General features: G+C 68.3%; 25 protein-coding genes and 1 pseudogene. 18 read left to right on the top strand and 8 right to left on the bottom strand.

Features of this window, described 5'->3' with window-relative positions; genetic code table 11:
- Nucleotide 1: 1 nt before the first annotated feature.
- A complete protein-coding gene (locus G6N59_RS12080) occupies nt 2-424 on the top strand; it encodes a DUF2599 domain-containing protein (protein ID WP_179970303.1) in 423 nt (140 codons plus the stop codon).
- Nucleotides 424-1,104 carry a deoxyribose-phosphate aldolase gene (gene deoC / locus G6N59_RS12075; RefSeq protein WP_138232481.1) on the top strand — a complete coding sequence of 227 codons (681 nt, stop codon included), beginning with the start codon at nt 424-426 and terminating at the stop codon, nt 1,102-1,104. The genes G6N59_RS12080 and deoC overlap by 1 nt, the downstream gene beginning before the upstream one ends.
- A gap of 63 nt (nt 1,105-1,167) precedes the next feature.
- Here the strand turns inward: deoC and G6N59_RS12070 are convergent, their stop codons facing one another.
- The 5 genes from G6N59_RS12070 to G6N59_RS12050 are packed head-to-tail and all read right to left on the bottom strand — an operon-like array spanning nt 1,168 to nt 5,595.
- Nucleotides 1,168-2,178: an LmeA family phospholipid-binding protein gene (locus G6N59_RS12070; protein WP_138232480.1), complete on the bottom strand. Its 1,011-nt coding sequence runs from the start codon at nt 2,176-2,178 to the stop codon at nt 1,168-1,170.
- Nucleotides 2,175-3,005, bottom strand: coding sequence for a carbon-nitrogen hydrolase family protein (locus G6N59_RS12065; protein WP_138232479.1), 831 nt, complete (start codon nt 3,003-3,005; stop codon nt 2,175-2,177). Before G6N59_RS12065 ends, G6N59_RS12070 begins: the two co-directional genes overlap by 4 nt.
- Nucleotides 3,006-3,033: 28 nt before the next feature.
- A complete protein-coding gene (locus G6N59_RS12060) occupies nt 3,034-4,209 on the bottom strand; it encodes a glycoside hydrolase family 3 N-terminal domain-containing protein (RefSeq protein ID WP_138232478.1) in 1,176 nt (391 codons plus the stop codon).
- A 25-nt stretch (nt 4,210-4,234) separates the two neighbouring features.
- Complete coding sequence (locus G6N59_RS12055) at nt 4,235-5,068, bottom strand: class I SAM-dependent methyltransferase (protein ID WP_138232477.1); 834 nt, start codon at nt 5,066-5,068, stop codon at nt 4,235-4,237.
- Between the two features lie 20 nt (nt 5,069-5,088).
- Nucleotides 5,089-5,595 (bottom strand): DUF2505 domain-containing protein, encoded by a 507-nt coding sequence (locus G6N59_RS12050; protein WP_138232476.1) that lies wholly within the window; start codon nt 5,593-5,595, stop codon nt 5,089-5,091.
- Nucleotides 5,596-5,621: 26 nt separating this feature from the next.
- Between G6N59_RS12050 and G6N59_RS12045 the strand changes: the two genes are divergently transcribed.
- Together G6N59_RS12045 and G6N59_RS12040 are read left to right on the top strand one after the other, a co-directional pair.
- A complete protein-coding gene (locus tag G6N59_RS12045) occupies nt 5,622-6,692 on the top strand; it encodes a UDP-N-acetylmuramate dehydrogenase (protein WP_138232475.1) in 1,071 nt (356 codons plus the stop codon).
- 35 nt (nt 6,693-6,727) lie between these two features.
- Nucleotides 6,728-8,014 (top strand): annotated as a pseudogene (locus G6N59_RS12040) (L,D-transpeptidase); the annotation flags it as partial.
- A gap of 88 nt (nt 8,015-8,102) precedes the next feature.
- On the opposite strand, the gene G6N59_RS12035 reads toward G6N59_RS12040, so the two are convergent.
- Nucleotides 8,103-8,864 (bottom strand): SDR family oxidoreductase, encoded by a 762-nt coding sequence (locus tag G6N59_RS12035; RefSeq protein ID WP_138232474.1) that lies wholly within the window; start codon nt 8,862-8,864, stop codon nt 8,103-8,105.
- Nucleotides 8,865-9,060: 196 nt separating this feature from the next.
- On the opposite strand from G6N59_RS12035, the gene G6N59_RS12030 reads away from it, so the two are divergent.
- From G6N59_RS12030 to regX, 6 genes are all read left to right on the top strand, one after another.
- Nucleotides 9,061-10,359, top strand: a complete 1,299-nt coding sequence (locus tag G6N59_RS12030; RefSeq protein WP_138232473.1) for an ROK family transcriptional regulator — start codon at nt 9,061-9,063, stop codon at nt 10,357-10,359.
- A 139-nt stretch (nt 10,360-10,498) separates the two neighbouring features.
- On the top strand, nt 10,499-11,785 hold the full coding sequence (gene mshA / locus G6N59_RS12025; RefSeq protein ID WP_138232472.1) for a D-inositol-3-phosphate glycosyltransferase: 1,287 nt from the start codon (nt 10,499-10,501) through the stop codon (nt 11,783-11,785).
- Complete coding sequence (locus G6N59_RS12020; protein WP_163911263.1) at nt 11,782-12,288, top strand: type III secretion system chaperone family protein; 507 nt, start codon at nt 11,782-11,784, stop codon at nt 12,286-12,288. Before mshA ends, G6N59_RS12020 begins: the two co-directional genes overlap by 4 nt.
- A gap of 82 nt (nt 12,289-12,370) precedes the next feature.
- A complete protein-coding gene (locus G6N59_RS12015; RefSeq protein WP_138232471.1) occupies nt 12,371-13,114 on the top strand; it encodes a phosphoglyceromutase in 744 nt (247 codons plus the stop codon).
- A 125-nt stretch (nt 13,115-13,239) separates the two neighbouring features.
- The gene (locus G6N59_RS12010; protein WP_138232470.1) at nt 13,240-14,457 is read left to right on the top strand and encodes a sensor histidine kinase; all 1,218 of its coding nucleotides are present in this window, start codon (nt 13,240-13,242) and stop codon (nt 14,455-14,457) included.
- A complete protein-coding gene (gene regX, locus G6N59_RS12005; RefSeq protein WP_043401347.1) occupies nt 14,454-15,140 on the top strand; it encodes a two-component sensory transduction protein RegX in 687 nt (228 codons plus the stop codon). Before G6N59_RS12010 ends, regX begins: the two co-directional genes overlap by 4 nt.
- Nucleotides 15,141-15,151: 11 nt before the next feature.
- On the opposite strand, the gene G6N59_RS12000 is transcribed toward regX, so the two are convergent.
- Nucleotides 15,152-15,979 (bottom strand): DUF3109 family protein, encoded by an 828-nt coding sequence (locus G6N59_RS12000; RefSeq protein ID WP_407665851.1) that lies wholly within the window; start codon nt 15,977-15,979, stop codon nt 15,152-15,154.
- 25 nt (nt 15,980-16,004) lie between these two features.
- On the opposite strand from G6N59_RS12000, the gene G6N59_RS11995 reads away from it, so the two are divergent.
- The 8 genes from G6N59_RS11995 to G6N59_RS11960 all read left to right on the top strand — a co-directional run bounded on the left by G6N59_RS11995 (nt 16,005) and on the right by G6N59_RS11960 (nt 22,805).
- Nucleotides 16,005-16,991 carry a Ppx/GppA family phosphatase gene (locus tag G6N59_RS11995; RefSeq protein ID WP_138232469.1) on the top strand — a complete coding sequence of 329 codons (987 nt, stop codon included), beginning with the start codon at nt 16,005-16,007 and terminating at the stop codon, nt 16,989-16,991.
- Nucleotides 16,988-18,112: an Rv0497 family membrane protein gene (locus G6N59_RS11990; protein WP_163911260.1), complete on the top strand. Its 1,125-nt coding sequence runs from the start codon at nt 16,988-16,990 to the stop codon at nt 18,110-18,112. Before G6N59_RS11995 ends, G6N59_RS11990 begins: the two co-directional genes overlap by 4 nt.
- Before the next feature lie 11 nt (nt 18,113-18,123).
- Complete coding sequence (locus G6N59_RS11985; RefSeq protein ID WP_138232468.1) at nt 18,124-18,969, top strand: sugar phosphate isomerase/epimerase family protein; 846 nt, start codon at nt 18,124-18,126, stop codon at nt 18,967-18,969.
- Nucleotides 18,970-18,998: 29 nt separating this feature from the next.
- A complete protein-coding gene (proC, locus tag G6N59_RS11980; protein WP_179970302.1) occupies nt 18,999-19,862 on the top strand; it encodes a pyrroline-5-carboxylate reductase in 864 nt (287 codons plus the stop codon).
- A gap of 139 nt (nt 19,863-20,001) precedes the next feature.
- The gene (locus tag G6N59_RS11975; protein ID WP_029105159.1) at nt 20,002-20,226 is read left to right on the top strand and encodes a cell division/environmental response transcriptional regulator; all 225 of its coding nucleotides are present in this window, start codon (nt 20,002-20,004) and stop codon (nt 20,224-20,226) included.
- Nucleotides 20,227-20,453: 227 nt separating this feature from the next.
- On the top strand, nt 20,454-20,555 hold the full coding sequence (locus G6N59_RS11970) for a 30S ribosomal protein bS22 (protein WP_003402602.1): 102 nt from the start codon (nt 20,454-20,456) through the stop codon (nt 20,553-20,555).
- Nucleotides 20,556-20,594: 39 nt separating this feature from the next.
- The gene (locus G6N59_RS11965; RefSeq protein ID WP_163911258.1) at nt 20,595-21,713 is read left to right on the top strand and encodes an SDR family oxidoreductase; all 1,119 of its coding nucleotides are present in this window, start codon (nt 20,595-20,597) and stop codon (nt 21,711-21,713) included.
- 33 nt (nt 21,714-21,746) lie between these two features.
- Nucleotides 21,747-22,805: a lysophospholipid acyltransferase family protein gene (locus G6N59_RS11960; RefSeq protein WP_138232466.1), complete on the top strand. Its 1,059-nt coding sequence runs from the start codon at nt 21,747-21,749 to the stop codon at nt 22,803-22,805.
- Nucleotides 22,806-22,949: 144 nt separating this feature from the next.
- On the opposite strand, the gene G6N59_RS11955 is transcribed toward G6N59_RS11960, so the two are convergent.
- Nucleotides 22,950-23,480 carry an FAS1-like dehydratase domain-containing protein gene (locus G6N59_RS11955; RefSeq protein WP_138232465.1) on the bottom strand — a complete coding sequence of 177 codons (531 nt, stop codon included), beginning with the start codon at nt 23,478-23,480 and terminating at the stop codon, nt 22,950-22,952.
- Between the last annotated feature and the right edge of the window lie 17 nt (nt 23,481-23,497).

The following is a 23,497-nucleotide window of genomic DNA, read 5'->3' as shown; positions in this document are numbered from 1 at the left end:
GGTGCGCTCGATCCTGTGCGGGGTCCTGGCTGCCGCCGCGGTGGTGCTGGCGCCCCCGGTGCTGGCCGACCCTGTTGATCCCGCTCCATACCCTGTTCCGCCGCCGCCATACGTCGACCACACCCGGTGGACGCAGTGGGATGGCGTGTCGAGCCTTCGGGTCTACCCGACAGTGGCCGGCCGGCGCGCGTCCGGCCTGGGCGCCACGCAGCCGGGAGACGAGGCCTGGTCCGAGGTCCTGAACCTGGCGCCGGACGCCGACACCCCCGGGATGCGGGCCCAGTTCATGTGCCACTGGTATTTCGCCGAAGCCGCCGCGCCGGGCAAGACCAGCTGGAATCTGGAGCCCTGGCGACCGGTGGTCGATGACAGCCAGATGTTGAAGGCGCGTTGCAATCCCGGTGGCACAGAGGAGCCGTTCTGATGAGTTGGACCCGCGAGCAGGTGGCCGCACTGGTCGACCACACCCTGCTCAAGCCCGAGGCGACGGCCGCGGATGTGGCGAGCCTGTGCTGGGAGGCCGCCGATCTGGGGGTCTGTGCGGTGTGCGTGTCGCCGTCGATGCTCGCCGCGGTCGAGGTGCCCGAGCGCATCAAGGTCGCCACCGTCGTGGGATTCCCGTCGGGCAAGCATGATTCGCAGATCAAGGCCCGCGAGGCGGCGCTGTCGATCGTCGGGGCCGACGGCCGGCGCGGTGCCGATGAGATCGACATGGTGATCGACGTCGGTGCCGCCATCGCAGGTGACATCTCGGCGGTGTTCGCCGACATCACCGCAGTCCGTGGGGCCGCCCCGACAGCGGTGCTGAAGGTGATCGTCGAGTCCGCGGCGCTGCTGACCATGGCCGGCGCACCGACGCTGGCCGACGTCTGCCGCGCGGCCGCCGATGCCGGCGCCGATTTCGTGAAGACCTCCACCGGATTCCACCCGGCCGGCGGCGCGTCCGTGCAGGCCGTGGAGATCATGGCCGAGACCGTCCCGGGCCTCGGCGTCAAAGCCAGCGGCGGTATCCGCGCGGCCGCGGACGCGGTGGCGCTGCTCGACGCAGGTGCCACCCGGCTCGGGCTGTCCGGTACCCGCGCTGTCCTCGACGGGCTGGCTTAGTCAGCGATTTGTGCACGAAAATCCGCGGTCACCGCGGAAAATCGTGCACAAATCGCGGTGAGATCAGAGGCCGGAGAAGCAGGTGTTCTGCTGGGCCAGCGGGATGGTCGCGTTCTTGGTGGAGAACTTGGCGGTCACGCCGGTGCCGGTGACCTGCAGGCTCTCCGGACGGATGCCCATCGGGTAGTCCTTGGTCAGCTGCGCCGCGAACATGTTCAGCGCGGGCTGGATCGATTCGCGCGGCAGCAGGAAACCCAGTCCCGTCAACTGCTCGACCTGCAGTGTCAGGTCGCCGTCGGAGATGGTCGGCTTGGCCACGATCTGGGTCATCGGCGCGTCCAGCACGATGGTGCCCGACGACGGGTCGGTGGTGACGTCGGAGACCAGGCCGCCGAGCACAGGGACGGTGTCGGCGATGGTCTGCTTGATGCCGTCGGCCGACCAGGTGACGGTGGCCTCGAGCGACCCGATGGTCCCCGCCGATTTGTCCGTCTTCTGGAGCTTGACGTCGTCGATCTGGATCTGGGCCTTCATCCCCTTGGCGAAGCGCACCTGGTTGCCGGCCGTGGTCACCGTGATGTGGTCGTAGTTGCTGTTGGCGACCTGCCACAGGAACGGGGTGGCGCCGAACTGCACGTCGACCTTGTCCTGGACGACGCACTGGACAGCCTGGGACACGACGCTGTTGCCGCGGCTGCGGGCGTAGAACTCGCCGCCTACGACACCGGCCGCCGACAGCGCGAGGGCGATGACGATGATCAGGATCAGCGACATCGGGTCGCGCAGCAGTTCCATGACACCGCGGCGCTTCTTCGGCGGGTCGGTGGCGGGCACCTGCTGGGGAGCCGGGTAGGACGTCGGTGGCACGTCACCGGCGCCGTAGGGCGGTGGGGCCGGAACGTCGGCGCCATATGCGGGCGGCACATCGGCCGCGGCCGGTGCCGGTTGTTCGGCGGCCGTCAGCACCTCGGTGGGCTGGGCACCCGGAGCCGCGGGGACATGGGTCGCCTGCGGCGCGGGCTCGGCAGATGGTGCAGCGTCCTCATTGGCGGGGCGGGCCCAAGGGTCAGTCACCCTTGCGATTGTGCCTTACGCGCAATGGTGGTGCGGTTGCGCAGCACGGCGATGGTCTCGCGGGCCCGCTCGACCGCGGCCAGGTCGACGTCGGTGACCAGCAGTTCCGGGTCGAGGCCGGCCTGCGCCACGATCTCACCTGTGGGGGAGGCCACCAGGCTGCCGCCGCTGCCGGTCGGCCCCTTCTTGGCGAGCTCGTCACCGGGGTGGGCCTGGTCGACCGCAGCGACGACGCAGCTCGTGTCGAGCGCACGGGCCCGGGCCAGCAGCGTCCACTGCTCCAGCTTGCCGGGGCCCGACGCCCACGACGCGTGGACGGTCAGCAGCTTGGCGCCGCGTTCGGCGAGCTCCAGATACAGCTCCGGGAACCGCACGTCGTAACACGTGGTCAGGCCGACGGGGACGGTGCCGTCGGCGGTCGGGACGTCGATCACGACAGGCGCGAATCCCCTTGCGACAGTCTCGGATTCGGCGAACCCGAAGGCGTCGTACAGGTGGATCTTGTGGTAGTGCGCATCAAGACCCGGGCCGGTGGCGATCAGGGTGTTGGTGACGCGGCCATCTGTGTCGTCCTCGGCCGGACAGAACATCCCCGCCACCACGGTGATACCCGAACGCTCGGCGATGTCCCGCACCGCGTTCGCCCACGGGCCGTCCAGCGATTGGGCCACGGGCGCCAGCGGAACCCCGAACCGGCACATCGTCGCCTCGGGGAACAACACCAGGTCAGCGCCGGCGTCGGCGGCGCGCGCCGTGTGGTCGGCGACCAGTTCCAGGTTGGCCTCGGGGTCGGTTCCCGCGCCGATCTGGGCCAATGCGATGCGCATGCGGCCCAGCGTAGTGATGGCAGCCGGCTCAGGCGGTGCAGGCCAGGGCGGGATCCTTGGTCACCGCCATGTGACGCACCGCGTCGTCGACGCGCTCTTGGGACAGTTCGCGGGCGTCGACGGCCTGCTGCAGGCGGTCGAGGACGTCCGGCACCTCTTTGGTGGTGATCCACAGCGCGGTGTCGGCACCTGCCTGCAGGGCCTTGAGCACCGCCTCCGGCACGCTGTAGCGCTGTGTGATGGCACCCATGCTGGACAGGTCGTCGGTGAATACCGCGCCGTGAAACGGCCGGCCGCCGTAGTTGCCGGCGCGCAGCAGGTCGTAGGCGGCTTCGGACAGGCTGGCCGGGTCGGTCCCGGTAAGCCCGGGTACCTGCATGTGGCCGACCATCACGGCGACGGGCTTGTCGGTCGTCAATGACTGATAGGGGACCAGGTCGAGCGTCTCCAGCTGTGCCAGCGGCGGGGTGACGACGCCGCCCTTGTGTGAGTCGCCGGAAGCATGGCCGTGGCCGGGGAAATGTTTGAGCACCGGCAGCAGGCCGGCGTCGCGAAGGCCGTCGGCGTACGCCCCGGCGTACGCGGCGACGGTCTCGGCGGTGTTGCCCCAGGACCGGTCACCGATCACGGTGCCGTCGGCCGCATCGGTGATGTCGACGACGGGCGCGAAGTCGATGGTGATGCCGAGTTCTTTCATCGCCAGGCCGCGTTGCCTGGCGATGTCCCGAACCTGTTCCGGGGTCTTGCCGGCGGCGACGAGTTCGCGGGGTGACGGCTGGCTGCCGATGAGGCCTTTCAGCCGCTGCACCCGGCCACCCTCCTCGTCGACAGCGACCGCCAGCGGCAGCGGCCGCGGCTCCTGTGCCAGGCCGGCGAGCGGAGCGCCGAGCATCGAATAGTCGGTCCAGCTGGTGATGAAGATGCCGCCGACTTCCTGCTCCCGGACCACCGCTTGCGCGTCGGCCAGGTTCGTGACGCCGACCATCAGCAGCTGCGCGAGCTTCTGGTGTGGCGTGAGTGCGCTCACCGTGGCGTCGAGTTTCTGGCAGGCGGGTGGCTCGGCTGCCACGGCGGATGACATCGACGGGTGTTCGGTCGGCGCCTGGGCGGGCCGGGGCTTGCTCATGACGGCCGCGACGATCAGGGCGACGACGATCACCGCCGCGGCTGATGCCAGAACGACGGGCGATCGCAGTGATGGCATACGGCGAACCCTATTCGCTGTGTCGTCAGTGCGTGGGCGCGACGGCAGCCCACGGCACGGTCAGCACGCCATCGCGCAATCGGCGCCGCGGCGGCTCCAGCGGATAACCCTCATCGACCAGAAGGTCGAGCATGGCGCGCCACCGGACGCGAGGCCCGAACACCCCGTGCCCGGCCGTGGTGGCCCAGGCCCGGTCCGCGGCCTGCAACAGCCGGTGGATCGGCTGACCCGGAACATTGTGGTGGATAAGCACTTTCGGCAGTCGCTCAGCCAGGTCGGACGGGCGATCGATCGCGAACGGGTCGCACGACAAGGTCAGGCTCACCGGCCCGTCGGCATCGAGCAGCACCCAGCAGCAGCGTCGACCCAACTCGTCGCAGGTGCCGTCGACCAGCAGCCCGCCCGGTGCCAGCCGCCCCGTCATCTGCGCCCACGCAGCGGGCACCTCGGCGACGTCATACTGCCGCAGCACGTTGAACGCGCGGACCAAAACCGGTGTGTGCCCGGCCAATTCGAAGCCGCCGAGGCCGAATTCCACGATGTCGCCGGCCAATTCACGGGCCAGTCGTACGCGTTCGGGGTGAATCTCCAGGCCGACCACCCGAACATCGGCGCGGACCGTGCGCAGCCGCGAGGCCAGTTCCACGGTGGTCACGGGTAGTGCGCCGTAACCGAGGTCGACGACCAAGGGCTCGGCCGCGGTGCGCAGCACGGACCGGACCCGCGGCGAGTGCACCAGCCAGCGGTCGCTGCGGCGCAGGCGGTTGTATCCCGTGGTGCCGCGCGTCGGCTGGCCGACAATTGGACCCCGTGGTTGGCCGACAAGTGTGCCCCGTGGCTGGCCGACGGGCGAATTCATGGCCCGAGTTTATGGGCGGTTCACCAGCGGGCGGCGATCCAGGCGGTGGTGAATTTCTGCTCCAGCTCGATCAGATATCGGAGTTGCTGGCCCAGCATCGCCTCGAGCTTGCCGCCGATCAGCGGGATGCGCACCTCGACGAGAGCCGAGAAGTCGAGACGCGCACCGCTGTTCGTGGGAGTCAGGACACCGGTGCCCGTGATGGTGGCCGGTGCGCCGGGGACCCGGCTGCGGACCGTCCCGACCGCGCGTCCGTCGGTCAGCGGACCCCAATGCTCTTCCCGCACGAGGCTGAGGTCACCGAGGTGGAACTGGGTGACGACGGCGGGCAGGCCGGCAGCACGCACGGTCTGGGTGGTGGTGACGTCCGTTCCGCCTCGGCCGTCGTCGGCGAACGAGTCGAGGGTGGATTCGTCGGCGCGAGCCTCGGCCAGCCGGTCCAGCCAGTAGTCCTTGCTGCAGAAAGCGCGGTGCACCTGCGCCACGGTGCCGAGGTATTCGGCAACCACGTCGAAAGAGCGGGCCATAGTCGGTCACGCTACCGTTAGCGGCCGTGGTCAGTTCGGATATCGGGGGCGCGGCGGTCGACTATGACGTGCCGTTGGCACCCTTGACCTCGTTCCGCGTCGGACCGGTGGCAGCCCGTCTGATCACCTGCGATACCACTGCCAAGGTGGTCGGGGCGCTGAGTGCGCTGCGAGATCACCCAGGGCCGCTGCTGGTGCTGGCCGGCGGTTCGAATGTGCTGGTCGCGGATGACATGGTCGATTTGACCGTTGTGCTGCTGGCGAACACCGAGATCACCGTCGAGGGCAATGTGGTGCGCGCCGAGGCCGGCGCGCTGTGGGACGACGTGGTCGTGGCCTCGCTGGCCCACGGGCTCGGCGGCCTCGAGTGCCTGTCCGGGATTCCCGGCTCGGCCGGCGCGACACCGGTGCAGAACGTCGGCGCCTACGGGGCCGAGGTGGCCGACACCATCAGCCGCGTCCGGCTGCTCGACCGCGTGACCGGCCAGGACAGCTGGGTCAGCCCCGAAACCCTGGACTTCGGCTACCGGCACAGCGTGCTGAAGAACTCCGATCACGCCGTCGTGCTGGAGGTGGAGTTCACGCTGAACCCTGACGGCCTCAGTGCGCCGCTGCGGTACGGCGAACTCGCCGCCCGCCTCGGCGCCGAGGCGGGCACGCGCGTCGATGCGCTCGCGGTTCGCGAGGCGGTGCTGGCACTGCGCCGCGGCAAGGGCATGGTCATCCTCGACGACACCGACGCGTCCGACCACGACACGTGGAGCGCCGGGTCGTTCTTCACCAATCCCGTGGTTCCGCAGGAAGTCTTCGAACGCATCAGGGACGCCGCGGACGGGCCGGTGCCCAATTACTCGGCCCCGAATGGGGTCAAGTTGGCCGCCGGCTGGCTGGTGGAACAGGCCGGTTTCGGCAAGGGCTACCCGGGTGACGGCGCTGCGGCCCGGCTTTCCACCAAGCACGCGCTGGCCCTGACGAACCGGGGCTTTGCTGGCAGCGCGGACGTATTAGCGCTGGCCAGGACGGTTCGGGACGGCGTCAAGGCCGCTTTCGGGATAGATCTCACACCGGAACCGTGCTTAGTCGGCTGTTCGCTGTAGGTAAATTCAAGCCTGTGAGTGTGAACCGGCGACAGATGCTGACGGCGATTGCCGTCGGCACTTCCGGCGTGCTTGCCGCGTGTTCCGACAAGTCGGGCACTTCATCTTCCTCGGCCCCCGCCAAGGAGACCGCGGCGCCCGTCATCACCTACCGGCCCGCCAACGGCGCCACCGACGTCGTGCCGACCAGCAGCGTCGGGGTCGACGTCACCGACGGCTGGTTCCAGAAGCTGACGCTGACCAACGCCGACGGCAAGGTCGTCGCCGCGGTGTTCAACAAGGACCGGACGTCGTTCAACGCCGCCGAGCCGCTCGGCTTCGGTGCGACGTACACCTTCGCGGGCTCGGTCGTCGGCCGTGACGGCAAAGCCGTGCCGGTGGCCGCAACGTTCACCACCGTGAACCCGACCAAGCAGGTCAACGGCCAGTTCCAGCTCGCCGACGGGCAGACCGTCGGGGTGGCGGCGCCGATCATCCTGCAGTTCGACGCCTCGATCAGCGACAAGGCCTCGGTCGAGCGCAACGTCAAGGTCGTCACCGAGCCGCCGGTCGAGGGCAGTTGGGCCTGGCTGCCCGACGAGCGCGAAGGGTCGCGCATGCACTGGCGTCCCCGCGAGTACTACCCGGCAGGCGCGAAGGTCAGCGTCACGGCGAAGTTGTACGGCGTGCCGTTCGGCGACGGCGCCTATGGCGCGCAGGACTCGACGCTGGACATCTCGATCGGCCGCCGTCAGGTGGTCAAGGCCGACGCGACCAGTCACCGCATCCAGGTGATCACCGATTCTGGCGTGCTGTTCGACTTCCCCTGTAGTTATGGCGAAGCCGACAAACCCCGCAACATCACGCGCAGCGGCGTCCACGTGGTCAGCGAGAAGTACGCGGACTTCTGGATGTCCAACCCGGCCGCCGGATACGACCACGTCCATGAACGCTGGGCGGTGCGGATCTCCAACAATGGTGAGTTCATCCACGCCAACCCGGCCAGCTCGGGCGCACAGGGCAACACGAACGTCACCAACGGCTGCATCAACCTGTCGACCGACAATGCCCAGCAGTACTTCCAGACCGCCCTCTACGGCGACCCCGTCGAGGTGACCGGCACATCGATCCAGTTGTCCTACGCCGACGGCGACATCTGGGACTGGGCGGTGGACTGGGCCACCTGGGTGTCGATGTCGGCGCTTCCGCCGGCCAATGCCGCACCAGCGGAGACGTCGATCCCGCAGAGCGCGCCGGCCACTCCGACGGATGCGCCGACGTACTCGGGTACCCCGACCACCACGACGACACCGCCGCCGCAGGGGCCGGCCACCTCGTCGTCGACCCCGACTTCGACGTCAACGTCAACCACGACCACCACCTCGTCGTCGACGTCCACGCCGACCACGACAACGTCGTCGGCCCCGACGACTACTTCGGCTGCCGGTTGAACCGGCTGTAGGGCGCCTGGTCGCGCGGCCGCATGACGATCTGGTCCAGGTCGACGTGCGGCGGCCGTGACGCGACGAAACCGATCACCTCGGCGACGTCCTCGGCGACCAGCGGCGTGATGCCCTCGTACACGGCGTCGGCGCGCGCCTCATCACCGTCGAACCGCACCAGCGAGAACTCGGTCTCGACGGCGCCGGGCGCAATCTCGGTGAGCCGCACCGGCTTTCCCAACAATTCGCCACGCAGGGTGCGGTGCAGCGCGCCCTGGCCGTGCTTGGCCGCGATGTATCCGGCGCCGTTGTCGTAGGTCTCCAGCGCCGCGATGGACGTGACGGTGACGACCAGTCCGTCGCCGGACGCGATCAGCGCGGGCAGCAGCGCGCGCGTGACCCGCAGGGTGCCCATCACGTTGGTCTGCCACATCCAGTCCCAGTGCTCGAGGTTGGCCTCGGCGACCGGGGCCAGGCCCTTGGCGCCACCGGCGTTGTTGACCAGGATGTGCACCGGGCCCAGATCGTTGACCTGGGCCGCAAGTGCGTCCACCGATGCCTGGTCGGTGACGTCGGTCACAACGGCGGTGCCGCCGATCTCGGCTGCGAGCGCGGTGATCCGATCCGCGCGACGGGCCGCGCAGACGACGTGAAAGCCAAGGGCGGCAAGGGTTTTCGCGGTAGCGGCGCCGATTCCGGAACTGGCGCCGGTCACTACCGCGACGCGGACGGGACGAACATCTGCAGACATGTGACCGACCTTAGTGGGCGTGCTAAATTCCTCTCGTGATCATCAGTCAGGCATCCGGCGTCGCTGTGCGGCGTTCGTGTTGTTGTTGTCGCGCTTCGCGCTGCGCCTGACTCACGACACGGATCTCTTCGTCCTAGCTGTCGGCAGGTGTGGCCTCAGGACCCACCAGCCCGACTTCTTTCCCTAGGACTCTCACATGACTGCTTCCGTTTCCGCCGTCGCCGCTCGTTCCGGCGTCCGTCCTGCTGTGCACTCCAATGCCCACGCCAAGCGCACGCTCTTGGCTCGGCATCACATCGTCGCGCCGTCGCTGCGGGTCGCCGACGCCGCCGCCGGCTCGGTCTTCAGTGCGGCCCGGTTGCGCGGCCCCATCGCCCGGGACGTGATCGCGCAGGCCACCGGCCTGAGCATCGCCACGGTGAACCGCCAGGTCACGGCTTTGCTGGATGCGGGGATGCTCCGTGAGCGGGCTGATCTGGCCGTGGCCGGCGCCATCGGCCGTCCGCGCATTCCCGTCGAGGTGAACCACGAGCCGTTCCTCACGCTCGGCCTGCACATCGGCGCCCGCACCACCGCGATCGTGGCCACCGACCTGTTCGGCCGCACCCTCGACGTGGTGGAGACGCCCACGCCGCGCGGCGACCAGCACGCCGCGCTGGCCTCGCTGGCCGCGAGTGCACAGCGCTACCTGAGTCGCTGGCACCGGCGCCGCCCGCTGTGGGTCGGTGTCGCCGCCGGCGGTGTGGTGGACAGCGCCACCGGTCACGTCGACCACCCGCGCCTGGGCTGGGTGGACGCGCCCGTCGGGCCGGTGCTGGCGCAGACACTGGGGCTGCCGGTGTCACTGGCGTCGCACGTCGATGCGATGGCGGGAGCCGAACTGTTGCTGGGCGCGCGGCGCGCCGTGGTCGGAGCCGAGCCCGCCACGGTTTCGGCGACCAGCCTCTACGTGTACGCCCGCGAGACCGTCGGCTATGCGTTGTCGATCGGCGGCAAGGTGCACTCGCCGGCCAGCGGCCCGGGCACCATCTCGGGATTGCCGGCGCACTCGGAGCTGCTCGGCGGCACCGGCCGGCTCGAGACCACCGTCAGCGACGAGGCCGTGCTGGCCGCCGCCCGTAAGCAGCGGATCGTGCCGGCGGACGGGCCGTCGTCGACCATTGCCGCGGTGCTGCGTGCCGCGCGGTCCGGCAATGCCGCGGCCGTCGAGCTGCTGGCCGAACGGGCCCGCGTGCTCGGTGGTGCGGTGGCGCTGCTGCGTGACCTGCTGAACCCCGATGACCTGGTGGTCGGCGGTCAGGCCTTCTCCGAGTACCCCGAGGGCCTGCCGCTGGTCGAGCAGGCTTTCGCGGAGCGCACCGTCCTCGGTGTCCGGGATATCCGGGTGACGATGTTCGGCAACCGCGTGCAGGAAGCCGGGGCCGGCGTGGTGTCCCTCGGCGGGCTGTACGCCGACCCGATCGGCGCCATGCGCCGCGCGCTACGCGCCGCCTAGTTCCTTCCGCGAGCGTGCGTGTCTGCGCGCGACACGCCGCAAATTCTGTGCCATTTGGGGGCGCTCGCGGGCGTCGAGCGTTCGCAAAATGCGCAGCTCGGACGCCCGGACGGATAGCGGCCGACGCGGCGGTGTAAGGATGGAGGGCGTGCGTGTCGCCGTCCTGTCGGTCCATACCTCGCCGCTGGCTCAACCGGGCACCGGCGATGCCGGCGGTATGAACGTCTACGTCCTGCAGAGTGCCCTCGAGCTGGCCCGCCGCGGGGTCGAGGTGGAAATCTTCACCCGGGCCACGTCGTCGACCGATGCCCCGGTGGTGCTGGTGGCACCCGGTGTGCTGGTGCGCAACGTGGTCGCCGGTCCGTTCGAGGGGCTGGACAAGTACGACCTGCCGACGCAGCTGTGTGCGTTCACCGCGGGCGTCCTGCGCGTCGAGGCCAACCATGAGCCGGGGTACTTCGACATCGTGCATTCGCACTACTGGCTTTCCGGCCAGGTGGGCTGGCTGGCATCGGATCGCTGGGCGGTGCCATTGGTGCACACCGCGCACACGCTGGCCGCCGTGAAGAACCTCTCGCTGGCCGAAGGTGACACCCCGGAGCCCGCGCTGCGCGCGGTCGGTGAGCAGCAGGTGGTCGACGCCGCCGACCGGCTCATCGTCAACACCGAAGACGAAGCGCAGCAACTGGTTTCGCTGCACCATGCGGACCCGGCCCGCATCGACGTGGTCTACCCGGGCGTCGACCTGGAGACCTTCACGCCTGGGGACAAGGCAGAAGCCCGTGCCGCACTGGGACTTTCGCAGAGCGAGCAGGTGGTGGCCTTCGTGGGCCGCATCCAGCCGCTGAAGGCGCCCGACGTGCTGTTGCGTGCGGCCGCCAAGCTGCCCGACGTGCGCGTCGTCGTCGCGGGTGGCCCGTCGGGCAGTGGCCTGGCCGTGCCCGACGGCCTGGTTTCCCTGGCCGCGGAACTGGGTATCACCGACCGGGTGACGTTCCTGCCGCCGCAGTCCCGCGACCAACTCGTGAATGTCTACCGCGCCGCGGATCTGGTTGCGGTGCCGAGCTATTCGGAATCGTTCGGCCTGGTCGCGGTCGAGGCGCAGGCCTGCGGTACGCCGGTGGTGGCCGCCGCGGTCGGTGGGTTGCCCGTCGCGGTGCGCGACGGCGTGAGCGGTGTGCTGGTCGCCGGCCACGATCCCGGCGACTGGGCCAACGCCATCGGGCGAACGCTGGAGCTGGGTCCGGAGTCGTTGCGCGAGGGCGCTTTACAGCACGCCGCGACATTCTCGTGGGCGCATACCGTCGACGCGCTGCTGGCCGGCTACACGCGGGCGATCGCCGACTACCACGGGCGGCGGCCGCGACGCGACGCCGCGCCACGCCGCAGCCGCCGGTTCATGATGCGGCGGGGAGTGCGCGCGTGACAACGCCGGACGCGGTGACAAAGCTGATCGAAGAGACCCTGCGCACGCACGAACTCGAGTTCTCCCATCACGACGGGGGAGTGGGTGGGCGCCCGGGGATCGTGGTGGCGCTGCCGGGTGAACGCCGCCTGGTCACCAACACGCTGCTGAGCATCGGTGAGCACGGAGTGCGCCTGGAGGCGTTCGTCTGCCGCAAGCCCGACGAGAACTTCGAGGGCGTCTACAAGTACCTGTTGCGCCGCAACCGGCGGCTGTACGGCATGGCGTACACGCTGGACAACATCGGCGACATCTACCTGGTGGGCCGGATGTCGTTGCACGCGGTGACCGCCGACGAGATCGACCGGCTGCTGGGCCAGGTGATCGAGGCCGTCGACTTCGACTTCAACACGCTGCTGGAGTTGGGCTTCCGCTCGTCGATCGAGAAGGAGTGGAAGTGGCGGCTTTCCCGCGGGGAGTCGCTGAAGAACCTGCAGGCGTTCGAGCACCTGCGCCCTGAGTAGGGCGGCTCGGGCCTGACGTGTCCCGGCCGGGCGTGTCGGGTGCGGCGCCCCCGAAAAACCCGCACGTGAGAAGATGCAGGCCATGCCGACCTTGATCCTGCTGCGTCATGGCGAAAGCCAGTGGAACGAGAAGAATCTGTTCACCGGTTGGGTCGACGTCGATCTCACCGACAAGGGCCGGGCCGAAGCCGTTCGCGGCGGACAGCTGCTGGTCGAGCAGGGTGTGCTGCCGGATGTGCTGTACACGTCGCTGCTGCGCCGCGCGATCACCACCGCCAACCTGGCGCTGGACGCTGCCGACCGGCACTGGATTCCCGTGCAGCGCGACTGGCGCCTCAACGAACGCCACTACGGCGCGCTGCAGGGCCTCGACAAGGCCGAGACCCTGGCCAAGTACGGCCAGGACCAGTTCATGTCGTGGCGCCGCAGCTACGACACCCCGCCGCCGCCCATCGAAAAGGGCAGCACCTACAGCCAGGACGGCGACGTGCGGTACGCCGGCATCGACGCGCCGCTGACCGAATGCCTCGCCGACGTCGTCAAACGGCTCGTGCCCTACTTCGAGCAGACCATCGCGGCCGACCTCAAAGCCGGCAAGACGGTACTGGTCGCCGCGCATGGCAACTCGCTGCGCGCCCTGGTCAAGTACCTGGATGGCATGTCCGACGATGAGATCACGGGCCTGAACATCCCGACGGGCATCCCGCTGAAGTACGAGCTGGACGAAAATCTGAAGCCGACCGTGCCCGGTGGTGAGTACCTCGACCCCGAGGCGGCCGCCGCTGGTGCTGCCGCGGTCGCCGCGCAGGGTGCGAAAAAGAACTGACCGCGTCAGAACAATCGGTGAACTCCGGTGAACGCTGGTCGAACACCTGGATTTGTTCATGTGACTTATACCGATCTGGCTGCTCGTTGCTGGGATGACGTTCACCTGATGCGTACGATTTCGGCGTGAGCTTGTCGTCCGCGCTGCCTTTGGTGGCCGTCTCGGCGCTGCTTGCGTTGGCTGTGGGCATCGCGATCGGTTTGCGGTGGGCGCCGCGGTTGATCGAGCGCCGCGAGCGCCGCACCGCGGAGCAGTCCGGCCTCACGGTGTCCGAGATGTTCGCCCACATCGTGTCCATGTCCCCGCTGGGCATGGCGGTGGTCGACACCTACCGCGACGTCGTCTATACCAACGGCCTGGCCAGAGACCTGGGACTGGTGCGTGACCGGCTGCTCGACGACCGGGCCTGGGCGGCCGCGCAGCGGACCCTGGCCACCGGGGAAGACGTCGAGTTCGACCTGTCCCCGGCCAAACGAGCCAACCCGGGCCGTTCCCGACTGGCGGTGCGCGGTCTGGCGCGTCAGCTGACCGAGGAGGACGGCCGTTTCGCGGTGGTCTACGTCAACGACCAGTCCGAACAGGCCCGGATGGAGGCCAGTCGCCGCGACTTCGTCGCCAACGTCAGCCACGAGCTCAAGACGCCGGTCGGCGCCATGGGGCTGCTGGCCGAGGCGCTGCTGGCGTCGTCCGAGGACCAGGAGATGGTCAACCGGTTCGCCGAGAAGATCGTCACCGAGTCCACCCGGCTGGCCAACATGGTCGGTGAACTGATCGAACTGTCCCGGCTGCAGGGCGCCGAGCCGTTGCCGAATCTCGATGTCGTCGACGTGGATTCGGTTGTCGCCGAAGTGGTTTCCCGGCACAAGGTGGCTGCCGACAACGCCGACATCGCGATCACCACCGATGCGCCCCGCGGCTACCAGGTGCTGGGCAGCGAGACCCTGCTCGCGACCGCGCTCGCGAACCTGGTGTCCAACGCAATCTCTTACTCGCCCAAGGGTTCTCAGGTGTCGGTCAGTCGGCGCCGGTACGGCGACAACATCGAGATCGCGGTGACCGACCGCGGCATCGGCATCGAAAAAGCCGACCAGGAGCGGGTTTTCGAACGATTCTTCCGCGTCGACAAGGCGCGGTCCCGGGCCACCGGCGGCACCGGGCTGGGGTTGGCCATCGTCAAACACGTGGCGGCCAACCACAACGGAACCATCCGGCTGTGGAGTCAGCCGGGCACCGGATCGACGTTCACGCTGTCGATTCCGGCCTATCTCGATTCGGACGACGCAGATGTCGACGAGGGAGATGACCACTCATTGCCATCACAAGGAGGGCGACAGAACCAATGACCAGTGTGCTGATCGTGGAGGACGAGGAGTCCCTGGCCGATCCCTTGGCATTCCTGTTGCGCAAGGAAGGTTTCGAGGCCACCGTCGTGACCGATGGTCCGTCGGCGCTGGCCGAGTTCGACCGGGCCGGGGCCGACATCGTGCTCCTGGACCTGATGCTGCCCGGCATGAGTGGCACCGACGTGTGTAAGCAGCTGCGCTCGCGGTCCGGCGTCCCGGTCATCATGGTGACCGCCCGGGACAGCGAGATCGACAAGGTCGTCGGCCTGGAACTGGGCGCCGACGACTACGTCACCAAGCCGTACTCGGCCCGTGAGCTGATCGCCCGGATCCGGGCGGTGTTGCGCCGCGGCGGCGAATCCGACGACGTCGTCGGCGCGGACGGCGTGCTGGAGGCCGGGCCGGTCCGCATGGACGTCGAGCGGCACATCGTGTCGGTCAACGGCGACGCCATCACCCTGCCGCTGAAGGAATTCGACCTGCTCGAGTACCTGATGCGCAACAGCGGGCGCGTGCTGACCCGTGGCCAGCTCATCGACCGGGTGTGGGGCGCCGACTATGTCGGTGACACCAAGACCCTGGACGTCCACGTGAAGCGGCTGCGCTCCAAGATCGAGGCCGACCCGGCCAACCCGGTGCACCTCGTCACCGTCCGTGGGCTGGGCTACAAGCTCGAGGGCTAGTACCCCCGCGGTTACTTCTCGGTGGCGTCGGCCGCCTGAGTGGCCGGGTGCACGGCGATGAGCCCCAGCCCGGCCCGGCGCTTGCACAGCGCAGCCAGCTCGGCGTACACCTTCGCGCCCAGCAGCTCGGTCAGTTCGGGTCCGTAGGACTGCCACACGGGCTTGGCGCCGACGTGCGCCGCCGGGTCGCCTGTGCAGTACCAGACCAGGTCGTGGCCGCCCTCACCCCAGCCGCGACGGTCGTATTCGGTGACGACGGTCCGCAGGATCTCGGTGCCGTCGGGCCGCGTCACCCAGTCCTGCGTCCGGCGGATGGGCAGCTGCCAGCAGACCTCGGGCTTCATGGTCAGCGGTTCGACGCCGAGCTTGAGCGCCTTGCTGTGCAGTGCGCAGCCGATTCCACCGGCGAAACCCGGCCGGTTCAGGAAGATGCACGCACCCTTGTACTTGCGGGTCCGCAGGTTGGGCTTGTCGTCGTACTCGTCCATCTCGAGGTAGCCCTTGCGGCCCAGGCCCTTCTCCCGGAACTGCCAGTCCTCGTCGGTCAGCAGCTTGACCGACTCCTCGAGCTGCGCGACGTCGTCGTCGTCCGCCATGAAGGCGCCGTGGCTGCAGCAGCCGTCGTCGGGCCGTCCTTCGACGGTGCCCTGGCACGCGGGCGTCCCGAAGACGCAGGTCCATTTCGACAGCAGCCACGTCAGATCCGCGGCGATCAGGTGCTCCGGATTGTCCGGGTCGAAGAACTCCACCCACTCGCGGGCGAAGTCCAGTCCGACCTCGTGGGAACCGGGCTTGGAAGGTTCACCGGGACTGATCTGCGATGCGGTCACAGCGTGCAACCGTAGACCCGTTACCGTGGTTTCCGTGCGATTGGGCGTCCTCGACGTGGGCAGTAATACCGTTCATCTGTTGGTTGTCGACGCTCGTCGCGGCGGGCATCCGACTCCGATGAGTTCGACCAAGGCCTCGCTGCGCCTGGCCGAGGCCATCGACGACACCGGCAAACTGACCCGGAAGGGCGCCGACAGCCTGGTCGCGACCGTCGACGAGTTCGCCAAGATCGCCACCAGCTCGGGGTGCGCGGAGTTCATGGCGTTCGCCACATCTGCCGTCCGGGACGCCACCAACTCCGAGGCGGTGCTGGCCCGGGTGCGCGCCGAGACCGGCGTCCAGCTGCAGGTTCTTTCCGGGGTCGACGAGTCGCGGCTCACGTTCCTGGCGGTGCGCCGCTGGTACGGCTGGAGCGCGGGCCGGATCATCAACCTCGACATCGGTGGAGGGTCGCTGGAACTGTCGGGCGGCATCGACGAAGAACCCGACGTCGCGCTGTCGATGCCGCTGGGTGCGGGCCGATTGACGCGGGAATGGCTGCAGGAGGATCCGCCGGGACGGCGGCGAGTGGCGGTGCTGCGGGACTGGCTGGACAACGAGCTGTCCGCCCCGGCGATGAAAGTGTTGGCAGCCGGCACGCCGGAGCTGGCGGTGGCGACCTCGAAGACGTTCCGGTCGCTGGCCCGGCTCACCGGTGCGGCGCCGTCGGGTGCGGGACCGCGCGTGAAGCGCACCTTGACCGCCGCTGGCCTCAGACAGCTCATATCTTTCATCTCTAGGATGACCACGGCCGACAGAGCCGAGTTGGAAGGGGTGAGTGCCGACCGCGCGCCACAGATCGTGGCCGGTGCGTTGGTGGCCGAGGCGACCATGCGAGCGCTGTCGCTCGACGCCGTGGACATCTGCCCGTGGGCGTTGCGGGAGGGTGTCATTCTGCGGAAACTCGACAGCGAAGCCGATGGAACCGACTTGGTGGAAACGTTCGCGGGCTTAGCTCCCGCCAAAGGCGAGACACGATGACAGATTCAGACGACTTCTCTGCGACGCGACCGATCTCGGTCGCCGAGCTGCTGGCCAAGAACGGCACCATCGGTGCGCCGCCGGTCGGTGGCCGCCGGCGCCGGCGGCGGGGGAACAGCGACGCGGTGACCGTCGCCGAACTGACCGGCGAAATCCCGATCATCCGGCCGGAGACACTGCAGGGAGAGCCGGCTCAGGCCGCGGACGAGACCGCTCCCGAGCCGGTTGTCGAGCCCGAACCGGTGGCCGAGGCCCCGGTTGAGGACGCGGTTGCGGCTGTCGAGGACGAGATGCCGTCGGCGGCCGACGAGATGGAGCCCGACGACACCGCCGCCCACTACGTCGTCGACGAGCAGATGCTGCACACCGACCTCGTCGCCCCCGCGCCCGTGGCGACCGAGGCGGAATCCGATTACGAGGACCACCTACGCCGCCGCGACGTCGATGCCGACCCGCTGGAGTTCGTGGCACCGTCGCGCAAACCGGCTTTCCGCTGGTCGTTCAAGCCGGTCCGCGGGGCCGAAGAGATGGTCCCCGATCCGGTCGACGAGGACGTGCCGGCCGGCGCGGACATCGATGACGATCTGTTCGCGCTCAAAGGCGCCGAGCCCGTCGCCAAGCTCGACAGCGGCGCCCGCCCGCTCGTCGACGACACCGACGCCGTCGAGGCCGCTGCCGCCGCCGAGGCCCTCGATGCGGCACCGGTGCGCGAGACGTCGCGCGGCGGCCGCGGCGAGCGGTATGACGCCCTGTTCGGTGGCTTCGCCGCCGACGAGGACACCCGCCGGGAGGACGTGGTCGCCGACCACGACGAGGCGGAGCACGTCGACCACGACGAGGCGGAGCACGAGGAGTCCGGGTCGGCGCTGAAGCGCGGCGCCTGGGTGGTCGGCCAGAGCCTGCTGGCCGTCGCGTTCGGCGCCGGCATGTTCTTCGCCTTCGATCAGCTGTGGCGCTGGAACCAGATCGTGGCGCTGATGCTGTCGATGCTGGTGATCCTCGGCTTGGTCGCCGGTATTCGGGTGATCCGGAAGGATCATGATCTGGCCAGTACGCTGATCGCGATTCTGGTCGGCGGTCTGGTTACGTTCGGCCCCCTGGCACTGCTCTACTCAGCCTGAACCGGAGGCCTGTGCGTCCCGCCATCAAGGTAGGTCTGTCCACCGCGTCGGTCTATCCATTGCGGACCGAGGCTGCGTTCGAGTACGCCGCCCGCCTGGGCTATGACGGTGTCGAGCTGATGGTGTGGGCTGAGCCCGTCAGTCAGGACATCGACGCCATCGAGCGCATGTCGCAGCGCTGGGGCGTGCCGGTGCTCAGCGTGCATGCGCCGTGTCTGCTGATCTCACAGCGGGTGTGGGGCTCCAACCCCATCCCGAAGCTGGAACGCAGTGTGCGGGCTGCTGAGCAGCTGAGTGCGCAGACGGTCGTCGTGCACCCGCCGTTCCGCTGGCAGCGCCGCTACGCCGAGGGTTTCGCCGACCAGGTCGCCGAGCTCGAGGCGTCCAGTGACGTGCTGGTGGCGGTCGAGAACATGTTCCCCTTCCGGACCGACCGATTCTTCGGCACCGGCCAGCCGTCCATCGAGCGGATGCGCAAGCGCGGCGGGACCCCCGGCCCTGGGATCTCGGCGTTCGCGCCGTCCTACGACCCGCTGGACGGCAATCACGCCCACTACACCCTGGACCTGTCGCATTCGGCCACGGCCGGCACCGACGCCGTCGACATGGCGCGGCGCATGGGCAACGGTCTGGTGCACCTGCATCTGTGCGATGGCAACGGTGCGTCCACCGACGAACACCTGGTGCCGGGGCGCGGCAGCCAGCCGACGGTACAGATTTGTCAGATGCTCGCCGCCAGTGAATTCTCCGGGCACGTGATCCTGGAGGTCACCACGTCGGCGGCACGCAACAACGCCGAGCGCGAGGCGCTGCTCGTCGAGTCGCTCGAATTCGCGCGTCGGCACCTGCTGCGTTGACCCTGCGCAGTCCTGGCATGCTGTCTCCCGTGGCGAGAATTGCGATCATCGGTGGCGGAAATATCGGAGAGGCCCTGTTGGCGGGGCTGTTGCAGTCAGGGCGGCAGGTCAAGGATCTGGTGGTCGCCGAGGCCTATCCGGCACGTGCCGCACAGCTCGCCGACAAGTACTCGGTTCGGGTCACCGATGTCGCCGATGCCGCGGAGAACGCGGCCTATGTGATCGTGGCCGTCAAGCCCGACGCCGTCGAGGGCGTCGTCGAGACGCTGGCCGCCGCGGCCGCTGACGCCGACAGCAGCAGCGTCGAGCAGGTGGTGGTGTCGGTGGCCGCGGGCGTCCCGACGTCCTTCTACGAGGCCAAGCTGCCCGCCGGTGCGCCGGTGGTGCGGGTGATGCCCAATACGCCGATGTTGGTCGGCGCGGGCATCACCGCGCTGTCGCGGGGCCGTTTCGCGAACGAGGCCCAGCTGGCCGAGGTGGCGGAGATCTTCTCCGCCGTCGGCGCGGTGCTGACCGTGCCCGAGAAGCAGATGGACGCGGTCACCGCGGTGTCCGGTTCGGGCCCTGCGTACTTCTTCCTGATGGTCGAAGCCGTGGTCGACGCGGGTGTCGCGGCAGGCCTCCCACGGGCCGTGGCGACCGAGCTGGCGGCCCGGACGATGGCCGGCTCGGCGGCCATGTTGCTCAATCGGATTGCCGAATCGGGAACAGGTTCCGCGGTCGGTCCCCTGGATACCAGTGCCGCTGAATTGCGGGCCTCGGTGACCTCTCCGGGGGGCACTACCGCCGCTGGTCTGCGGGAACTCGAGCGCGGTGGGTTGCGGGCAGCCGTCGCGAGTGCGGTGGAAGCCGCAAAAACCCGGTCTGAGCAGCTCAGAATTACATCTGAGTAGTTCTAAGATTTCAGATTGATTACCCCACACCCGTCGCAATAACCACATTGGCCACGCTATTCTCCTTCTCGTAAGCACGCGTTGGTGCCAGCGGAGGGGAAGCCGCTGGAGCTGGCCGTGCCTGATTGATTGGGTTGCGATGACGTCTATGAACGGGCCATCGGCGCGTGACGGTGGCGATCAGCCACGAACGCAGTTCCTGACTGTTGCCGAGGTTGCGAGCCTTATGCGGGTGAGCAAGATGACGGTATACCGGCTGGTGCACAACGGGGAGTTGCCCGCGGTGCGTGTCGGCCGATCATTTCGGGTGCACGCCAAGGCGGTGCACGACCTACTCGAGTCCTCGTACCACGACGCGGGTTAGTCTCCGCGCGCCCGGGTGAGTGCTGCGTACCTTGCGTGCGCAGCACCGAATCCGCGACTTCGGCGTGATTTGTATCGGTGAGCGATACAGGCCACGCCGAAATCGCGGATGAGCGGGCGTATCCAGCAGGCGTTTTCGTGGCGGGAAACCCGGCCGGGTAAAGTGGCGGGGTTGGTTTCACACCGATCTTCACGGATCGACGTCTAGTAGCGGAGACTTCAAAGTCTATGGGTTCAGTCATCAAGAAGCGGCGTAAGCGCATGTCGAAGAAGAAGCACCGCAAGCTGCTTCGTCGTACCCGGGTTCAGCGCAGAAAACTCGGTAAGTAGTTCTCAGCGCTCATCTGCGACGCCCATTAGGCTGACCAAATGGATGCCGACGGACGCCCTGGAAGCCGGCCCAGTGCGCCGGGCGGAAGCGATTCCGGCCCGGACCTCCCCGAGACCCTGCACCACCCCAAGGTGGTGCTGGTCACCGGGGCGTGCCGGTTCCTGGGCGGGTATCTGACAGCCAGGCTTGCGCAGAATCAGCTCATCGAGCATGTGATCGCGGTTGACGCGATCACGCCGAGCAAGGACATGTTGCGGCGCATGGGCCGCGCGGAGTTCGTCCGCGCGGACATCCGCAACCCCTTCATCGCCAAGGTCATCCGGAACGGCAACGTCGACACGGTCGTCCACGCGGCGGCGGCGTCCTACGTGCCGCAGTCCGGTCGCGCGGCGCTCAAAGAGCTCAACGTGATGGGCGCGATGCAGTTGTTCGCGGCCTGTCAGAAGGCGCCGTCGGTCCGTCGGGTGATCCTGAAGTCGACATCGGAGATCTACGGGGCCAGCCCGCGTGATCCGGTGATGTTCACCGAGGACAGCAGCGCTCGTCGGCCACCGGGGGAGGGCTTCGCCCGGGACAGCATCGACATCGAGGGCTACGCCCGCGGTCTCGCGCGCCGGCGGCCCGACATCGCGGTCACCATCCTGCGGCTCGCCAACATGATCGGTCCGGCCATGGACACCGCGTTGTCGCGGTACCTGGCGGGTCCCTTGGTGCCGACCGCCTTCGGGCACGACGCGCGGTTGCAGCTCCTGCATGAGCAGGACGCCCTCGGGGCGCTCGAACGCGCCACCTTGCTGGGCCGGGCCGGCACCTTCAACATCGGGGCGCCAGGGATCATCCTGATGAGCCAGGCCATTCGCCGCTCGGGCCGGATCGGGCTGCCGCTGGCCGGACCCACGATGTGGGCACTGGATGCGTGGCGGCGCGCGACGGCGGGCGTCGAACTGGACCGCGAACAGTCCGATTACATGCGCTACGGCCGGGTCATGGACACCACACGGATGACGAGGCAACTCGGCTATACCCCAAAGTGGACGACCATGGAGGCTTTTGACGATTACGTTTCGGGCCGTGCGCTGACCCCCATTATCGACCCGGGGTGGGTAGGCTCAGTAGAGCGTCGTGCAGTGGCCGCAGCGCAGCGGTGGGGACGCTGATTTCGCAAGTCTTTGATGGTGGGAGATATTGACGTGGCGGGCGAATCTAAAGCCAAAGTCATTCCGCTACACTCGAATTCGACACGTGCTTCTGCACAACGTCGTGCGTCGAGACGGGATGCAACGCTGCGACATCCTTCGTTGTTGACCGACCCCGGCACCCGCGCATCGGCTGAGCAGATTGCTGCGGTGGTTCGTGAGATCGACCAGCACCGGTTTGCCGCAGCCGGCCCCTCGGCCGGTGACGGGCCCAACGAGTTGGCCCAACGTATCGGTGCCGCTTCGGATTTCATCCGCAAGCGGATGACCGGTGATTATGTCGTCGACGAATTCGGATTCGACCAGCACCTCAATAATGCGGTGTTTCTTCCTTTGCTGCGAACGCTTTTCAACTCCTGGTTCCGCGTCGAGGTTTCTGGTATCGAGAACCTCCCGGATGACGGCGCCGCGTTGGTTGTGGCAAACCATGCCGGCGTATTGCCGTTCGACGGGCTGATGACATCGGTCGCCGTGCACGACAAGCACCCCAAGCATCGCGACTTGCGGTTGCTGGCCGCCGACCTCGTCTTCGACCTGCCGGTGGTCGGCCAGGCCGCACGCAAGGCCGGACACACCATGGCCTGCACCGCCGACGCGCACCGACTGCTCGAGGCCGGTGAGCTGACCGCCGTGTTCCCCGAGGGGTACAAGGGGCTGGGCAAGCCGTTCAAGGACCGGTACAAGCTGCAGCGGTTCGGCCGCGGTGGCTTCGTCTCGGCGGCGCTGCGCACCGGGGCACCCATCGTGCCGTGCTCGATCGTCGGCTCCGAGGAGATCTACCCGAAGATCGGCGACGTGAAGCTGCTCGCCCGGCTGCTCGGGTTGCCGTATTTCCCGCTGACGCCGTTGTTCCCGCTTGCCGGGCCCATCGGGCTGCTGCCGTTGCCGTCGAAGTGGTACATCCAGTTCGGTGAGCCCATCTCGACGGCCGACTACGACGAGTCCGCCGCCGACGACCCGATGATCACCTTCGAGCTGACGGACCAGGTGCGCGCGACCATTCAGCAGACGCTGTACCAGCTGCTGGCCAATCGCCGCGGTACGTTCCTGTAGTCAACGACCCGCGAGCGTGCGTGTCTGGGCGCGAAACACCGCGGACTTCGTGCAAAAACGTCCCGCTCGCTGCTGCTGAGCGGGACGTTTTTGCACGCGCATCGCGCGTGTCGAAGTGCAGACACGCACGCTCGCGCTGAAGTGCTAACCCTTTTGTGCCGCAACCATTTTCGCGATGGCGGCGTCGCGGGCCGCGGCGATCTGCGCGCTGACCTCGCTCGCTTCGCCTTCGTGCTGTGCCTCGCCGAGCATCGTGACGATGCTGGTCATCACCGGCTGACCGTCGTCGTCGGTGACTTCGGCGCGGATCTCGCTGATCACCGTGCCGTGCGACTCGATCACCGAATCGAGATACGAGTCGAACCACAGCCGGTCGCCGACCTTGATCGGGCGGTGGAAGATCAGCTTCTGGTCGCGGTGCAGCACGCGCTCCAGGTTGATCGGCACGTCGAACTGGTTGAACAGCTCGAGCTGGACCCGGCGCCCGGCGACCGCGATGAACGTCAGCGACGCGATGAGCGTGTCCGAACCGCACTCGGCGGCCGCTTCTTCAGTGAAATGGGCGGGGTGGTCGTCCTGGACGGCCTGCGCGAACTCCTTGACCTTCTCGCGGCCGACCTCGAAGTAGTCCGGGTACCGGTAGTGGGTGCCGATGATGTCGTCCGCAATGCCCATGGCGGGTGAGCCTATCA

Source organism: Mycolicibacterium aubagnense, assembly GCF_010730955.1.
GTDB lineage: Bacteria > Actinomycetota > Actinomycetes > Mycobacteriales > Mycobacteriaceae > Mycobacterium > Mycobacterium aubagnense.
This window is presented reverse-complemented; position numbering and strand designations above follow the sequence as displayed.

Coding starts and splice junctions, on each gene's coding strand:
- deoC (WP_138232481.1), top strand. CDS start 424: ATGAGTTGGACCCGCGAGCAGGTGGCCGCACTGGTCGACCACACCCTG.
- G6N59_RS12065 (WP_138232479.1), bottom strand. CDS start 3,005: ATGCGCATCGCATTGGCCCAGATCGGCGCGGGAACCGACCCCGAGGCC.
- G6N59_RS12060 (WP_138232478.1), bottom strand. CDS start 4,209: ATGCCATCACTGCGATCGCCCGTCGTTCTGGCATCAGCCGCGGCGGTG.
- G6N59_RS12055 (WP_138232477.1), bottom strand. CDS start 5,068: ATGAATTCGCCCGTCGGCCAGCCACGGGGCACACTTGTCGGCCAACCA.
- G6N59_RS12050 (WP_138232476.1), bottom strand. CDS start 5,595: ATGGCCCGCTCTTTCGACGTGGTTGCCGAATACCTCGGCACCGTGGCG.
- G6N59_RS12035 (WP_138232474.1), bottom strand. CDS start 8,864: ATGTCTGCAGATGTTCGTCCCGTCCGCGTCGCGGTAGTGACCGGCGCC.
- G6N59_RS12030 (WP_138232473.1), top strand. CDS start 9,061: ATGACTGCTTCCGTTTCCGCCGTCGCCGCTCGTTCCGGCGTCCGTCCT.
- mshA (WP_138232472.1), top strand. CDS start 10,499: ATGGAGGGCGTGCGTGTCGCCGTCCTGTCGGTCCATACCTCGCCGCTG.
- G6N59_RS12015 (WP_138232471.1), top strand. CDS start 12,371: ATGCCGACCTTGATCCTGCTGCGTCATGGCGAAAGCCAGTGGAACGAG.
- regX (WP_043401347.1), top strand. CDS start 14,454: ATGACCAGTGTGCTGATCGTGGAGGACGAGGAGTCCCTGGCCGATCCC.
- G6N59_RS11990 (WP_163911260.1), top strand. CDS start 16,988: ATGACAGATTCAGACGACTTCTCTGCGACGCGACCGATCTCGGTCGCC.
- G6N59_RS11975 (WP_029105159.1), top strand. CDS start 20,002: ATGACGTCTATGAACGGGCCATCGGCGCGTGACGGTGGCGATCAGCCA.
- G6N59_RS11970 (WP_003402602.1), top strand. CDS start 20,454: ATGGGTTCAGTCATCAAGAAGCGGCGTAAGCGCATGTCGAAGAAGAAG.
- G6N59_RS11965 (WP_163911258.1), top strand. CDS start 20,595: ATGGATGCCGACGGACGCCCTGGAAGCCGGCCCAGTGCGCCGGGCGGA.
- G6N59_RS11955 (WP_138232465.1), bottom strand. CDS start 23,480: ATGGGCATTGCGGACGACATCATCGGCACCCACTACCGGTACCCGGAC.